We start from the raw sequence: 16,133 nt of genomic DNA on the forward strand, positions 1-16,133 counted from the left end.
ACCATGCTCCTAATAAAGAGTATGGATCCAGGTTTGGTCGTTCCTCTGCACCAAAACCGGGTACTGTTCCGAAATGGCTGGAAGAACAAAAGGCAGGTCATGTAAGCAAGGTAGAGCAGACGCCGGAGGAAGTATCGAAATGGGAAGAAGAGAAACAGCTGTTTAAAGAGCGGTTAAAAAAATGGAAAGAGAAATCGGAAAGCTGAGGTGATACTCAATGGATCCCATTAAATCATCCCTCGACAAGTGGATGAACCAAAAAGAATGGCGCAGCAGGTATAATACGCTTCGGGATGAAGTCTTAAAAGACCCGCGTATTCTGGAGTTTAAAGCAAAGCATCCGGACCTGACAAACGGTGATTTAGAACGCAATATGATGAAGCTTTTTGAGTATAAAAGAGAAAGAGACCACTGTGATGCCTGTCCGGGACTGGAGTTATGCCCGAATATGATGCAGGGCTATCAGCCTGAACTGACTGGAAGCGGCAGGGAATGGAGCGTGGCCTACCATAAATGTTCTTTAAAAATCCAGCACGATGAAAGAGTAAAACACCGCCGGCTGATAAAGAGTCTTTATATCCCAACGGAAGTGGTGGAAGCTACTTTTGATGATATCGAACTGGATAACTCGAGCCGATCGGAAGCCGCCAGAAAGGCGATCGAATTTGTAGAAGGGGCAGCGCCGGGCGAAAATGCGAAGGGACTTTATTTTCACGGGAAATTTGGTGTCGGGAAGTCCTTTATTATGGGAGCCGTGGCGAATGCGCTGGCAAAGCGGAATATATCGACTATTATCGTTTACGCTCCGGATTTTTTCCGGGAAATGAAAGAAGCTCTTTCAACCGGCACCACTCAGGAAAAAATTGACAGTATAAAAAAAGTGGATGTGCTTATTCTGGATGATATAGGGGCGGAAACAACCTCTGCCTGGATACGGGATGATGTGCTTGGAGTTATTCTGCAGTACCGCATGATGGAAAAACTTCCTACTCTGTATACGTCCAACTACAACTATAAAGAATTGGAAAACCACCTTTCCTATTCCCAGCGCGGCGGCACCGAAGACATGAAAGCCAGCCGGATTATGGAACGAATTAAACATTTGACGGAAGATGTTCATGTGGACGGGGATAACAAGCGAAGCAGTTAAATGATCCTGGTTGGAAGACCGTTTTCATTTCTGCCTTATTTAAAGAAAATAGACTGTTTTTTGAGTGCGGGTATTGGGAAAATGACTGGAAATTATGATACCATAAAATAGTAATCGAATATGACAGTGTACAGGATAAATAATGCTGCTGGATATACACAGCATATCTTGACTAATGATGGAGGTTTTACGATGAGTATAGATTCTATTCTGGACCGTGCCCTAAAAGGGGAGCGCTTAACGATGGAAGATGCTGTCCGCTTGTATGAGAGCGATGAAATTGAAAAAATGGGTGCGGCAGCCAACAAAAAGATGCAGGAATGGCATCCCGAGCCTGTAACAACATTTGTAGTAGGGCGCAATGTTAACTATACAAACCTGTGTGACACATACTGCAGATTCTGCGCCTTTTACCGCAGACCGGGGTCTTCAGAAGGCTATGTTCTTTCAGATGAAGAGATTTTTCAGAAAGTCAAAGAAACTTCCGATGTGAACGGAACAGAAATTTTAATGCAGGGCGGTACAAACCCGGATCTTCCGTTCAGCTACTATACAGACTTATTAAGAAACATCAAAAAAAGGTTTCCGGATATTACGATGCATTCTTTCTCTCCGGCAGAAATTTATAAAATGGTTGAGGTCTCCGGCCTTACGCTTGAAGAAGTTCTTACAGAGCTTCACGAAGCCGGTCTGGATTCTCTTCCCGGCGGCGGCGCGGAGATTTTGACCGAAGAAACAAGAAAGAAAGTCAGCCGTTTGAAATCCACATGGAAAGAATGGATTGACTGCATGAAAACAGCTAAAAAAGTAGGCATGCATGGAACGGCTACGATGGTAATAGGACTTGGGGAATCTAACGAAGAAAGAGCCCTTCATCTTCAGAGAGTCCGTGACGCGCAGGATGAAGCCGACTGCTTTCTTGCCTTTATCTCCTGGACGTTTCAGCCGGATAACACCAACCTGAAAGGTGAAATTATTACGGCGGACGGCTATCTCCGTAATGTTGCTATTTCCAGGCTCTTCCTGGACAATATTGCGAACTTCCAGTCTTCCTGGGTAACAATGGGGCCGGTCACAGGGAAGAAATCCCTTGAGTACGGCTGCAACGACTTTGGAAGCACAATGATGGAAGAAAACGTCGTATCAGCTGCGGGAACAACGCATAAGGTCAATACGAACGAAACGCTCCGCTTAATCCGCGAAGCAGGAAAAATCCCGGCTCAGCGTGATACAAAGTATAATGTACTGCATCGTTTTGACGGCGAGTCCAAAGCAGAAAAAGATTTTGTGATGCAGAATTAAAACATGAAACAGTGTTGCATTCCGCTTAAAGTGTGATTATAATTATGAACAGTTAAACATGGAGATGCAGAGAAAAGGACATGAAAAGAAGCAGTCCTCTTATACAGAGAGAAAAGCAGATGCTGAGAGCTTTTTAAGAGACATTCTTTTTACCGCCTTGGAGCAGCAGCGGGGAACAATAAGTATCCGCTGACGACCCCCGGACGTTACCCGGACTTGAGCTGGTTCTGCCCACGAGGCAGAACGGGAACAAGGGTGGAACCGCGAGATAAAATCGCCCCTTATGACAAGGGGCGGTTTTTTTTGTGTTTCCAGTGACGAGAGACAATACAAAAGGAGATGGCATTATGGCAGAACAGCTTACATTTATCTTTCCGGATGGCGCAGCAAAAGAATTCCCATCTGGTACTTCATTTGAGGAAATTGCTTCATCGATCAGCCCGGGTTTAAAAAAACAGGCGCTGGCAGGTAAATTGGATGGAACGATTGTCGACTTAAAGGAACCGCTTCAGCAGGGCGGAACAATTGAAATTATTACGTATCAGCAGCCGGAAGGACTGGGAATTCTCCGTCACAGCTCCGCTCACCTTCTGGCACAGGCCGTAAAGCGGCTGCATCCGGATGCGAAATTCGGTGTAGGTCCCGTCATTGAAAACGGTTTTTATTATGATATGGATTTAGCTCACGCTTTAACGCCTGAAGATCTTCCTATCATTGAAAAAGAAATGAAAAAAATCATTGATGAAAATCTTCCGATTGTCCGCAAAGAAGTGAGCAGAGAAGAAGCCAGAGCTTTGTTTACAGAGCTTGGAGACGACCTGAAGCTCGAACTGCTAGAAGCAATTCCCGAAGGCGAAACAGTTTCCTTGTATGAACAGGGAGAATTCGTTGATTTGTGCAGAGGGGTGCATGTGCCAAGCACCAGCAAGCTGAAAAAATTCAAGCTGATGAGTATTTCCGGTGCCTACTGGCGCGGAAACAGCGACAACCAAATGCTGCAGAGGGTCTATGGCACGGCTTTTGTAAAGCAGACAGAACTGGATGAGCATTTGAAAATGCTGGAAGAAGCAAAAGAGCGTGATCATCGGAAGATAGGAAAAGAACTCGATATTTTTGCACTTAATCAAAAAGTAGGCCAGGGGCTGCCAATGTGGCTGCCTAAAGGTTCGACGATCCGCCGTACAATTGAGCGTTATATTGTAGATCTGGAAGAAAAGCTTGGATACGATCACGTATATACTCCTGTTCTTGGAAGCTCGGAGCTCTACAAAACATCGGGTCATTGGGATCATTACCAGGATGATATGTTTCCTCCGATGGAAATGGATAATAACGAAACTCTCGTGATCCGCCCGATGAACTGCCCGCATCATATGATGGTGTACAAACAGCAGCAGCACAGCTACCGGAATCTGCCGGTGCGCATTGCAGAGCTTGGAACAATGCACCGCTACGAAAAGTCAGGAGCTCTTTCCGGCCTGCAGCGCGTTCGTGCGATGACGCTCAACGATGCACACATTTTTGCAAGGCCGGATCAGCTGCTCGGAGAATTTAAGCGGGTAGTGGAGCTGATTCAAAGAGTTTATGATGATTTCGGTATTAATGATTACCACTTCCGTCTGTCCTACCGCGATCCGGAAGATAAAGAAAAGTATGTGGATAACGATGCAATGTGGGAAAAAGCCCAGAGTATGCTGAAAGAAGCAATGGATGATATGCAGGTGGAGTATGTAGAAGCGGAAGGAGAAGCTGCTTTTTACGGACCGAAACTTGATGTACAGGTGAGAACCGCTCTTGGGAAAGAAGAGACTCTGGCAACCGTACAGCTTGATTTCCATCTGCCGGAGCGTTTTGACTTAACATATGTTGGGGAAGACGGCGAAGATCATCGTCCGGTTGTGATTCACCGCGGTATTGTATCTACGATGGAACGCTTTGTTGCTTTTCTTCTCTCGAAGAGTACAAAGGAGCCCTTCCGGTATGGCTCTCTCCAGTTCAGGTGAAAATTATTCCAGTCTCTCTGGATGCCCATATGGAATACGCCGAACGCGTGCAGGAAGAACTCCGCCGCACCGGCGTAAGGGTGGAGCTTGATGTACGGGAGGAAAAGCTCGGATACAAGATCCGCGAATCTCAAATGAAAAAAATCCCGTATACGCTCGTACTTGGAGATAAAGAGCAGGACACTGATGAAGTCAATATAAGAAGTTACGGCAGCCAGGACACGCATACAGCTAAAATTGGTGCCTTTGTCGCTTCAATCTCAGAGGAGATAACAAAATAATTATTTTGGAACACGTTGACACTGTTTAGCCTATATGGTATTCTTTCCTAGTGTCAAAAACGAAACCAAAGCAAGAAGAAGCACCCGCTTCTCACCTGAACGGCGCCCAGCGCAGCTGACAGGTATTATGGTAAAGCAATATAACCATTTATGAGACAGATTTCAGGGTGCATGGTACGTTCATGCACCCTTTTTATATGCTCTTGTCTCATTTGAGTGCTCTGGGCCCGATGATTTATCGGCAGACAGACATAAAGTTGCGCATAAGTGCTAAGGTTCAAAAAAATTCGGAGGTGGCTCATTATTCGTAAAGACGTTAAGCTTAATGATGGAATTCGTGCACGTGAAGTTCGGTTAATTGATGCAAATGGCGATCAGCTTGGTGTGAAATCTAAGTCTGAAGCACTTGAATTAGCCCAAAAGGCGAATCTTGATTTGGTTTTGGTTGCTCCTAATGCAAAACCTCCTGTATGTCGTATTATGGATCACGGAAAATTCCGTTACGAACAGCAGAAGAAAGACAAAGAAGCTCGTAAGAAACAAAAAATTATCAACATTAAAGAAGTCAGACTGAGCCCTAACATTGAAGAGCATGATTACAATACAAAGCTCCGCAATGCCAGAAAGTTTCTGGATAAAGGTGATAAAGTCAAAGCAGCTATTCGTTTCCGTGGAAGAATGATCACTCATTCTGATATCGGTAAAAAAGTGCTGGACCGTCTTGCTAAAGACTGCGAAGACGTAAGCACCATTGAAACAAAGCCCAAGATGGAAGGCCGCAGTATGTTCCTCATTTTGGCACCTGTATCTGATAAGGATAAGCCTGCATCTGAAAAGGATAAGCCTGTATCTGATAAGGATAAAAAAGACACAAACGAAAAAGCGTAATGCCTATCGTTTTATCATATGCTAAGGAGGAAATAACATGCCTAAAATGAAAACTCACAGAGGAGCTGCAAAGCGCTTCAAAAAAACTGGTTCTGGTAAACTAAAGCGTGGACACGCTTATACAAGCCATATGTTCCGCAATAAATCTGAAAAGCAAAAACGCAGATTGAGCAAACAGGGCTTGGTGCATCCATCAGACCAAAAGCGTATCCAGCAGATGCTTCCATAAACAACAAACGATTAATTGAACGATAATAAATAGAAATTAAAGGAGGGATGGACGATGCCAAGAGTAAAAGGCGGATATGTGGCACGTCGTCGTCGTAAAAAGGTTTTAAAACTTGCAAAGGGGTATCATGGTTCCAAACACCGTTTATTTAAAACGGCTCAGGAACAGGTAATGAAATCACTTCAGTATGCATACCGGGACCGCAGACAGCGGAAGCGTGAATTCCGTAAGCTTTGGATCACGCGTATCAATGCTGCAGCCCGTTTAAACGGACTATCTTACAGCCGTTTGATGCATGGCCTTAAGCAGGCTGACATTCACATGAACCGTAAGATGCTTGCTGATCTTGCAGTAAATGATGAGAAAGCCTTCACAGCACTAGCCGATCAGGCAAAAGCTAAATTAAAATAATAAACAAAAAAGGACGGGCCCATGGGCACGTCCTTTTTATGTGATAATTCATAAAAGAGAAGACCTGTTATCATTTTGAACTGGCTGCGGCTGTTATGGTTCAGATTTATTAATAAACTCCTTAATAGGACTTTTCCAAATCAGTTCTGCCTCCGGGTAATTGGAATGAATTTCTTTTTCCATGAACTCAAAGTCTTTGCGCTGAAGTCCCTGAAGAGCTTCACGGTCGAGCACCCATATGGAGATGGAGACGACATCAAAAGAAGTGGAAGTAGAACCTAAATATTTTTCACCTTCGAACATAACTCCTTTATACGTAATAAGAAAATTCTTCCGTACGTTTTTAATATCATCTAAAAAATAAAAATACTTTTTGCTGTGCGCCATCTCAAGTTTGCGTTTAGGGTTCTTAAAATACTGCACAGCTGTATATACAATAATCACTAAAGCGATGAGAAGCAGCAGGCGCAGTAATAGTGCCATCATATAGTGTTTCCTCCCTTGCATTACAGTTTGGGATAATGAGCAGGTGATTGAAACATAGAAACTGTTCTTGTCATATTATACGTTTCTTCATTCATTCTTACCAGAATATACGATAGAATAGAAAGAACGTTTCACCTGAAGCCAGAATAATAAGAAAGAAGGCGTAAAAATGCACTCCTTATATTCGATTCAAAGAGAGCTCGATGAGAAAATATTAGCAACGCACGGCCTGGAAAGAAGCAGAGAAACTTTTCTGCAGAAACTTCTCGCTTTTCAAGTAGAGCTTGGAGAACTCGCTAACGAAACACGGTGTTTTAAGTTCTGGAGTCTGAAGCCGGCTTCAAGCCGCGAGGTGATCCTGGAGGAATATGTGGACGGCATTCACTTTTTATTATCAATGGGTATTGATCAGCAGTGGGAATACATTCCTGAGATTAATGATCTTAAAGATTCTGCATTGTCCCGGCACTTTCAGGATGTGTATGAGGCTTCTGCAGAATTGAGCCGCCGCGTATCGGAAGACACGTTTCTTCATTTATTTCAAGAATATCTGCTGCTCGGGAAAAAGCTGAATTTTTCTAAAGACGAAATGGTTCAGGCCTATAAAGAGAAAAATGCAACGAATCATCAAAGACAGCAGAATGGATATTGACAGCTAAAGACATGCCGGGATAATAGAAATTGTTTGAGTATCGAAAGATTTCCTTTTATACTAAGACTGTTGCAGACACTACATACTTGAGGGGGAATGAATATGGCTGAACTAGAGCCAACGCTTCAGATGCTTAAGGATTTAACCGATGCAAAAGGAATTCCCGGAGATGAAAAAGAACCAAGAGATGTCATGAGACAATACATCGAGCCTTTCGCCGATGAGATTACAACCGATCATCTCGGCAGCCTGATTGCGAAGAAAACAGGTAAAAAAGGCGGTCCCCGTATAATGATTACAGGACACCTTGATGAAATTGGCTTCATGATTACTACGATTGATGATAATGGATTTTTGAAGTTTCAAACGGTCGGGGGTTGGTGGAGCCAGGTTATGCTCGCCCAGCGTGTGACTGTTATGACTCGTAAAGGAACCATTACAGGTATTATTGGATCCAAGCCGCCGCATATTCTTCCGCCGGAGCAGCGCAAAAAATCGGTCGAAATCAAAGATATGTTCATTGATATTGGCGCATCGAGCAGAGAAGAAGCAGAATCATTCGGTGTCCGTCCGGGAGATTCTGTCGTTCCGATCTGTGACTTTACAGTGATGAATAATGAAAAGCTGTTAATGGCAAAAGCATGGGATAACCGGATTGGCTGCGCCATTGCTATAGAGGTATTAAAGCGCCTCGAAAAAATTGACCATCCGAACGAAGTTTACGGCGTTGGAGCTGTTCAGGAAGAAGTCGGCCTGCGTGGAGCTAAAACGGCTGCAAATAAAGTAAAGCCGGATATCGGCTTTGCAGTAGATGTCGGCATTGCCGGTGATACACCCGGAGTAACGAGTAATGATGCTGTGGCGAAAATTGGAAAAGGTCCGCAGGTACTGATTTATGACCACTCTATGGTTGCTCACAAAGGCCTTCGCGACTTTGTAACGGATATTGCCGATAAGCATTCGATTCCTTTCCAATTTGACGCGATGAGCGGCGGCGGTACAGACGCCGGATCGATTCATTTATCAGGAGAAGGAGTGCCGTCTCTTGCAATAACGGTCCCTACTAGATATATTCACACCCATGCAGCAATTCTTCACCGTGATGATTTTGAATATGCGGTCCAGCTGCTTGTAGAAATCAGCAAAGAGCTGGATGAAGATAAAGTAAAATCCATTGTTTTTGATTATTAATGAAATACCATTGGTCCGCAGGAACTTCTTGCGGGCTTTTTTTTAGTAAAATACAAATAAATTATGTAAAAACGACTGGATTCAAGGTAAGATAGAGGATGAATAAAAGAAGCTGGTACAAAAGGGGAGCAGCCTGTTGAAACAAATAGATTCTACAAAGAACCCAACAGTAAAATTAATTAAACAGCTGACAAAACGAAAAAAACGTGAAAAAGAAAAGCTGTTTGTTATAGAAGGCAGGCATCTTGTAGAGGAAGCTCTCGTTTACGGGAACCTGATTACTGATATTTTTGTTATAGCGGAAGAACTGCTTCCGCCGGAGGAAAAACGAAAAACGGTCCCTGTCACTCTCGTAACAGAAACAGTGATGAAAGATATGAGCCAGACCGTCACACCTCCGGGTATTATTGCACTCTGTCAAATGATCCCTGAAGAAGCGATTGAGCCGGAAGAAAATCAAATTTATGTGCTGGTCGATAACGTACAGGACCCCGGCAATCTCGGAACGATGATCCGGACCGCAGATGCGGTAGGGGCCAAAGCTGTTGTTTTAAGTGAAGGCACGGTAGACGTATACAATGATAAAGTTATCCGTTCTACTCAGGGGTCTTTTTTTCATGTGCCGGTTCTTCAGGGGAACCTGGAAGACTGGATAAAACGATGCCGCGATAAAAGCATTCCCGTATTTGGAACTTCTCTGCAGGGAGGAACGACACACACTGCAATTGAACCGCAGGCGGGATTTGCGCTGCTTATCGGTAACGAAGGAGCCGGCGTAAATGAAAAGCTGCTTGAAAAAACAGACCAGAATATCTATGTGCCAATCTATGGGAAAGCGGAATCGTTAAACGTTTCGGTCGCCACGGGCATCCTTTTATACTACCTGCATAAAGTAAATTAACAGGACGGTTGCAAACAAAAGCATTATTATCTATACTTTACTGTATTCATATAAAAAGCATTGAAGGAAATAAGTAGTCTGTTGGCTGCCATACAGGGAAAGAATGCCTAGACTGAGAGCATTCTCATGTGCAAATAACCGATGAATTCAATCCAGAGCCGGAACCGGAGTAGAGAAATCGAAAAGGTATCCCGTTTGGCAGCACGTTACGCTGTATAAGTGATTTCTGCCGGCAGCGGCAGAATTAACAAGGGTGGTACCGCGAGCTTTCGTCCCTTTCCGGGAGGAAGGTTTTTTTATTTGTCCAAAACACGCGAAGAGCGACTATATGGCAGGAGGAAATAAAATGATTGAACGATTACAGGAGCTTTTAAGCGAAGCGCTGCAGGAGTTAAACGAGGCTGAGGATAAAAAAGAGCTCGAAAAGGTTCGAGTGAAATACTTAGGGAAAAAAGGCCCGATTACAGAAGTGTTAAGAGGAATGGGAAAGCTTTCGGCAGAAGAACGTCCTAAAGTCGGCCAGGCCGCTAACGAAGTCCGGGGCGAGATTCAGGAAAAGCTGGACGAAAAAAATAAATCCCTCGAAGTAGAAGAATTAAACAAGCAGCTTGCCGGAGAAACGATTGACGTAACACTTCCAGGTGACGCGGTAAAACAAGGATCAAGGCATCCGCTGACGGCAGTTGTTGAGGAAATTGAAGATATCTTTACCGGGCTTGGCTTTGCTGTTACAGAAGGCCCGGAAATTGAAACGGATTACTATAACTTTGAGGCGCTGAATCTTCCGAAAGAGCACCCGGCACGCGACATGCAGGATTCATTTTTTATTACAGAGGATCTACTGCTGCGCACGCAGACCTCGCCTGTTCAGGCACGTACGATGGAAAAGCACAAGGGACAGGGTCCTGTGAAAATCATCTGCCCTGGTAAAGTGTACCGCCGGGATGATGACGATGCGACGCACTCCCATCAGTTCATGCAGATCGAAGGACTGTATGTGGATAAAGACATCCGAATGAGTGACCTGAAAGGGATATTGGAAGCATTTGTGAAGAAATACTTCGGCGAAGAGCGTACTATCCGCCTGCGCCCAAGCTTTTTTCCTTTTACAGAGCCTTCCGTAGAAGTTGACGTAACCTGCGGGATCTGCGGGGGAAGCGGCTGCCGTATGTGTAAACAGAGCGGCTGGATTGAAGTGCTGGGGGCCGGGATGGTTCATCCGAGAGTACTGGAAATGAGCGGATTTGATCCTAATGAATACAGCGGCTTTGCTTTTGGAATGGGTGTAGAACGATTTGCCCTTTTAAAATACGGTATTGATGATATTCGTCATTTTTACACAAATGACATGCGTTTCTTAAACCAGTGGAAGCAGATATAAGGAGGGATTAGATGTTAGTTTCATATGAATGGCTGAATGAATATGTGAATGTACGGGATGTGACCCCGGAGGAAACAGCTGAACGTCTTACCCGCGGTGGTATTGAAGTAGATTCTGTATATAAGAGAACCGAACAAATTGAGTCGGTCGTTGTAGGTGAAATTCTTTCTATTGAAAAACATCCGGAAGCAGATAAGCTTAATGTCTGCCAGGTAGACACGGGTTCAGGGAAAAGCCAGATTGTCTGCGGCGCTGCGAATGTGGAGACGGGAACAAAAGTGGCCGTAGCTCTTCCGGGAGCCGTTCTGCCTGGAAATGTGTCTATCTCTTCTACAGAGCTTCGCGGGGTGGCGTCTGAAGGAATGATCTGCTCCCTGCAGGAGCTTGGCATCGAACAGAAGCTTGTCGCGAAGGATTTCGCCGAAGGCATTTATATTTTCCCGGACGGTGTAGAAACCGGAAGCAGTGCAGTGGAAGCTCTTCAGCTGCAGGACACTATTCTGGAACTCGATCTTACGCCAAACAGAGCCGACTGCCTGAGTATGCTTGGAACGGCTTATGAAGTCGCTTCTTTACTGGACAGAAAAGTAAAACATCCGAATACGCAAGTCGAAGAACATGAAAATACGACAGAAGCCGCGGTGACGGTGCAGGTGGAAAACGCAGAAGACGCACCATACTACAATGCCAGGGTGATCAGTAATATTAAAATTAAACCTTCTCCTGTCTGGATGCAGAATCGCTTGATTGCTGCAGGGATTCGTCCGATAAACAACGCGGTTGATATTACCAATTACATTCTGATAGAGTACGGCCAGCCGCTTCACGCGTTTGACCTCGATCGTTTCGGCTCGCGGGAAATTGTCGTGCGGCGAGCGGAAGTGAACGAAAAAATGACAACGCTCGATGAAATGGAGCGCGAGCTGTCGCCTGAGTATCTGGTTATTACAAATGGGAAAGAGCCGACGGCACTTGCCGGCGTTATGGGTGGAAGCTTTTCAGAAGTACAGGATGACACGACAACCATCCTTTTGGAAACAGCGGTATTCGATCCGGCATTAGTCAGAAAGGCATCGAAAGATATGGGACTGCGCAGTGAATCAAGCGTCCGGTTTGAAAAAGGTATTGATCATTTACGAGCAGATGAAGCGGCTGACAGAGCTGCAGCCCTTCTAGTGGAACTGGCCGGCGGCGAAGTTCAGAAAAGCGGCTCTGTACATGATTCCAGAGACCGCTCTGCGAGAGTCGTGCAGACCAGGACTGAAAAGCTTCACAGCATGCTCGGTCTTTCACTGAGCAGCAAAGAAGTCGCCGCTGTTTTTGACAGGCTCGGCTTTGCTTATAAAGAAACAAACGGAACGTTCGATGTAGAAATACCGTCAAGAAGATGGGATATTTTCATTGAAGCCGATCTGGCCGAAGAAGTGGCACGGCTTTACGGATATGATGAAATTCCATCCACGCTGCCGGCAGGTGCGCTAACACCGGGTGCTCTTACAAAAGCCCAGAAGCAGAAACGAAAGGTAAGACGTTTTCTGGAAAGCGCTGGGCTTAATGAGGCGATCACTTATTCGCTGACATCACCACGGATGATCGAACGGTTTTTATCAGGCGGGCCCGGGCACCCAATTAAAGTAACGATGCCGATGAGTGAAGAACGCAGTACGATGCGGGCAAGTCTGATACCGCATCTGCTTGACGTAATTCAATACAATCAAAATCGCCAGAATGCCGATACAGCTGTTTTTGAAATGGGCTCTGTTTTTCAAAGCAGAGAAGAAACGCTGACGGAACAGCCGGAAGAATTTGAATATGCCGCTGGAGCTGTTACCGGAAAGTGGAGCGACGCGGGCTGGAGAAACGCAAAGCAGGAGACAAGCTTTTTCACAGTGAAAGGAATCGTAGAAAATCTGCTGCTGAAACTTGGCTGGGGCAGAGACATTCGTTTTGACCGATCGTCAATGAAGGATATGCATCCCGGCCGGAGTGCAGATGTCTATGCACAGGATATGTATGTAGGGTACGTTGGCCAAATTCATCCACTAGTACAGAAAGAATGGGATATTAAAGAAACGTATGTGTTTGAACTGCATATAGGCAAGCTGATTGAATCTACAGAAGATCCGGTCACCTATACGCCTATCCCAAGATTTCCTTCTATTACAAGGGATATTGCGCTTGTAGTAGACACGGAAGTGGAAGCAGGAGCAGTGCAGAAAGCTATTGAAGAAACAGGCAGTCCGCTCTTAAAGCATGTATCTTTATTTGATGTGTATGATGGAGAACATATGGAAGCAGGGAAAAAATCTCTGGCATTCTCCCTTATCTATTTTGATCCAGACCGTACGCTGGCAGAAGAAGAGATGCAGCAGGCTCATCAAAATGTGCTGAATCATGTAGAAAAAACGTTCCATGCAAATTTAAGAAAACAATAAGAAACGGTTATCCGGTTCTTCCGTATATAGGAAGAGCCGGTTTTTTTGCAGAGAAAGGAAACATAATGCGCTTGTGCCGGAAATGTCAGCCGCCGAACCGAAGGTGGGAAACATTTTTCATTGGTTGGTGATTCTGTTATGATAAATAATAGGATTCGCTTAGATCAGGGGGCATAACGATGGCTGAGGAAAAAGATAAATATAAAACAACGGTGACAATATATGGACAGCAGTACACAATTGTTGGAGATGACCCGCCCGAACACGTCAGAAGAGTAGCGAAAGCCCTGACAGATAAAATGAAAGAACATAAATCACTAAATCCTTATCTGAACACGACAAGACTGGCTGTATTAACAGCAGTAAATCTTGTTGATGAAAATTTAAAAATGAAAGATCTGTCCAAGAACGAGCAGACTATTCAAGAGGAAAATGAGGATAGATAACACATGCTTATAACTATACTGATTCTTCTTTTTCTGGCCGCTAGTTTTTTTTCCGGCTTAAGAAAAGGATTTATCCTGCAGTTCGTTTCTTTGGTGAGTTTTCTGCTCGCCTTAGTCATTGCGTTTTATTTTTACGAGGACACGGCAGCCTGGCTGAGACAGTGGGTGCCTTATCCCGGATTCCTGCAGGATTCCGGCAGCCAGAACGTTCAGTTTTTGTCAGCAACATTTGACATGCAGACCTTCTTTTACTCCGCCATTGCATTTATCGCACTGTTTATTATTGCAAAAATAGTAATGCAGATGCTGGGCTCTATCTTTAATGTAATATCGAGTGTTCCTCTTGTGAGCATGCTTAATAAATGGCTCGGAGGAGCGCTGGCAGTGGTGGAGACATACGTAGTGCTGTTTATACTGCTTGTTGCTTTCTCACTGGTACCGGTAGATCCTATTCAGCAGGCGATAGCGCAGTCAGGTCTGGCCCAGTTTATGATTTACGAAACGCCTTACTTGTCCCAGTGGCTTCAGAATCTGGGGTACAGGGTTACTAAAAGAGAATGTGCCAACAGCACGTCGTTAATAAAAGAAAAAGCTTCTCTTCAAGAGAAGTTTTTTCTACTTTTAATGGAGGAAATCAATGAATAAAAAAGAGATTATCAATCATTTGGAACGTATTGCTGTTTATATGGAAATCAAAGGAGAAAATACATTTAAGATTTCCGCATATCGAAAAGCTGCCCAGGCTCTCGAAAACGATGAGCGGTCTATTAATGATATAGAAGATGTTTCCAAGCTCTCTGGTATTGGTAAAGGAACAGCTGGTTTAATTGATGAGCTGATAGAAAATGGCGACTCAGAGCTTCTGCAGACGCTCAAAGAGGAGATACCGGAAGGGCTGCTTCCATTACTTAAGCTTCCAGGACTTGGAGGCAAGAAAATAGGAAAGCTCTATCAGGAATTGGGTATTACGAATGCGGCGGACCTGAAGAAAGCCTGTGAAGATAAACAAATCCGCGAACTGGCTGGTTTTGCTGCTAAGTCGGAAGAAAAAATAATGAAAGCGCTGGAAGAAATGGGGAACAGACCGGAAAGACTTCCTATTCCGATGATGTTGAAAATGGCAGAAGTGTTTGAAGAAAAGCTGGCCGCAGTGGAAGGAATGCACCGCTATGCCCGTGCAGGCAGCTTAAGAAGACTGGAAGAAACCGGATGAAAGATATGGACTATATTATTTCTACAGATGAGCCGGGGCGCGTGAAAGAACAGATAAAAGCATTTCCGGGTATTTCCAGTGTTATCGCAGATGGGGATACGAAGCTTTCCCTGGAGCTGGAAGGAGACGAGTACCCAGTACAGGTAGATGTGCGGATGATTGAAGATAACGCTTTTGCCACAACGCTTCATCATTTTACGGGCTCGAAAGATCACAATGTGAAGATGAGGCAGCTGGCTAAATCAAATGGAGAACGGATCAGTGAATATGGAATAGAAAACGTGGAAAGCGGAAATGTGCAGACGTTTGTAGATGAATCGGCTTTTTTCCATCACTTTGGCCTTCAGTATATTCCCCCTGAAGCAAGATCGGGGAAGGACGAGCTGGATGTGTACAGCAGCCCCAGGGAAGATGTAACGCTTTCCCATATCCGTGGAGACATGCATATGCATACAACCTGGAGTGATGGAGCCCAGTCTGTCGAAGAGATGGCTGAAGAGGCGAGAAAAAGAGGATATGAATGGATAGCTATTACCGATCATTCCAAATTTTTAAGGGTCGCGCACGGTCTTGATGAAGATCGGATACTCAGGCAGATAGAAGAAATAAAAACAGTAAATGAAAAATATACGGACCTGCATATTTTTGCAGGCATTGAAATGGATATACGCCCGGACGGTGTCCTAGATATTGATGAAAGCGTTCTGGAGCAGCTGGATGTGGTCATTGCTTCGATCCACTCCTCCTTTTCCCAGGAGAGATCTGTGATTATGGAACGATTTGAGTCAGCACTCACCTCTCCGCATGTCGACCTGATAGCTCATCCTACAGGCCGCTTAATAGGAAGAAGGAGAGGCTATGATGTCGATCTTCCAGCGTTGATAAAGCGTGCGGCTGAAACAGGTACAGCCCTTGAAATGAATGCTAATCCAAACAGGCTCGACCTTTCAGCGGAATGGCTGAAAAAAGCCGGTGAAGCAGGAGTGGCGCTTGCGGTTAATACTGATGCGCATAACCCGAAAATGATGGACGACATGGAAACAGGAACAGGGATTGCCAGAAAAGCAATGCTCCGTCCCGATCAGGTGTTAAACACCTTGACAGCAGCGGAATTAACGAACTATCTGCAGCAGAAAAAAGAGAAGCGCCTGCTCCAATAAGAAA

14 protein-coding genes, 2 pseudogenes and 1 other annotated feature are annotated in these 16,133 nt (G+C 44.8%); of the genes and pseudogenes, 15 read left to right on the plus strand and 1 reads right to left on the minus strand.

The annotated features are described in order from the left end of the window. The 7 genes and pseudogenes from MMY81_RS29625 to rplT all read left to right on the plus strand — a co-directional run. On the plus strand, positions 1–206 hold a 206-nt coding region (locus tag MMY81_RS29625; protein WP_252315658.1), incomplete at its 5' end, for a hypothetical protein. An 11-nt stretch (positions 207–217) separates the two neighbouring features. Then, positions 218–1,150 (plus strand): primosomal protein DnaI, encoded by a 933-nt coding sequence (gene dnaI / locus MMY81_RS29630; protein WP_252315659.1) that lies wholly within the window; start codon positions 218–220, stop codon positions 1,148–1,150. Between the two features lie 192 nt (positions 1,151–1,342). Further along, complete coding sequence (gene mqnC / locus MMY81_RS29635) at positions 1,343–2,452, plus strand: cyclic dehypoxanthinyl futalosine synthase (protein ID WP_252315660.1); 1,110 nt, start codon at positions 1,343–1,345, stop codon at positions 2,450–2,452. A gap of 347 nt (positions 2,453–2,799) precedes the next feature. After that, positions 2,800–4,736 (plus strand): annotated as a pseudogene (gene thrS, locus MMY81_RS29640) (threonine--tRNA ligase). 66 nt (positions 4,737–4,802) lie between these two features. Then, positions 4,803–4,938, plus strand: a sequence feature (ribosomal protein L20 leader region). 65 nt (positions 4,939–5,003) lie between these two features. Further along, positions 5,004–5,624 carry a translation initiation factor IF-3 gene (gene infC, locus MMY81_RS29645; protein WP_252315661.1) on the plus strand — a complete coding sequence of 207 codons (621 nt, stop codon included), beginning with the start codon at positions 5,004–5,006 and terminating at the stop codon, positions 5,622–5,624. A gap of 37 nt (positions 5,625–5,661) precedes the next feature. After that, positions 5,662–5,853, plus strand: coding sequence for a 50S ribosomal protein L35 (gene rpmI / locus MMY81_RS29650; protein ID WP_252315662.1), 192 nt, complete (start codon positions 5,662–5,664; stop codon positions 5,851–5,853). A gap of 54 nt (positions 5,854–5,907) precedes the next feature. Further along, on the plus strand, positions 5,908–6,264 hold the full coding sequence (gene rplT / locus MMY81_RS29655; protein ID WP_120192584.1) for a 50S ribosomal protein L20: 357 nt from the start codon (positions 5,908–5,910) through the stop codon (positions 6,262–6,264). Positions 6,265–6,357: 93 nt separating this feature from the next. Here the strand turns inward: rplT and MMY81_RS29660 are convergent, their stop codons facing one another. Next, entirely contained in the window at positions 6,358–6,750 is a 393-nt protein-coding gene (locus MMY81_RS29660) for a sigma-w pathway protein ysdB (RefSeq protein WP_308215526.1), read from the minus strand. A 169-nt stretch (positions 6,751–6,919) separates the two neighbouring features. On the opposite strand from MMY81_RS29660, the gene MMY81_RS29665 reads away from it, so the two are divergent. From MMY81_RS29665 to polX, 8 genes and pseudogenes are all read left to right on the plus strand, one after another. After that, positions 6,920–7,402, plus strand: coding sequence for a dUTP diphosphatase (locus MMY81_RS29665; protein ID WP_252315663.1), 483 nt, complete (start codon positions 6,920–6,922; stop codon positions 7,400–7,402). A gap of 102 nt (positions 7,403–7,504) precedes the next feature. After that, entirely contained in the window at positions 7,505–8,593 is a 1,089-nt protein-coding gene (locus MMY81_RS29670) for a M42 family metallopeptidase (RefSeq protein ID WP_252315664.1), read from the plus strand. A 136-nt stretch (positions 8,594–8,729) separates the two neighbouring features. Next, complete coding sequence (locus MMY81_RS29675) at positions 8,730–9,494, plus strand: TrmH family RNA methyltransferase (protein ID WP_252315665.1); 765 nt, start codon at positions 8,730–8,732, stop codon at positions 9,492–9,494. 346 nt (positions 9,495–9,840) lie between these two features. Then, on the plus strand, positions 9,841–10,875 hold the full coding sequence (pheS, locus tag MMY81_RS29680; protein ID WP_252315666.1) for a phenylalanine--tRNA ligase subunit alpha: 1,035 nt from the start codon (positions 9,841–9,843) through the stop codon (positions 10,873–10,875). 11 nt (positions 10,876–10,886) lie between these two features. Beyond that, positions 10,887–13,310 carry a phenylalanine--tRNA ligase subunit beta gene (pheT, locus tag MMY81_RS29685; protein WP_252315667.1) on the plus strand — a complete coding sequence of 808 codons (2,424 nt, stop codon included), beginning with the start codon at positions 10,887–10,889 and terminating at the stop codon, positions 13,308–13,310. Positions 13,311–13,489: 179 nt separating this feature from the next. Then, complete coding sequence (gene zapA, locus MMY81_RS29690) at positions 13,490–13,756, plus strand: cell division protein ZapA (RefSeq protein ID WP_252315668.1); 267 nt, start codon at positions 13,490–13,492, stop codon at positions 13,754–13,756. 3 nt (positions 13,757–13,759) lie between these two features. Then, the gene (locus MMY81_RS29695; RefSeq protein ID WP_252315669.1) at positions 13,760–14,401 is read left to right on the plus strand and encodes a CvpA family protein; all 642 of its coding nucleotides are present in this window, start codon (positions 13,760–13,762) and stop codon (positions 14,399–14,401) included. Next, positions 14,394–16,129, plus strand: a pseudogene (gene polX / locus MMY81_RS29700) (DNA polymerase/3'-5' exonuclease PolX). Before MMY81_RS29695 ends, polX begins: the two are co-directional and overlap by 8 nt. Positions 16,130–16,133 lie beyond the last annotated feature (4 nt).

This window comes from Sinobaca sp. H24, assembly GCF_023845525.1.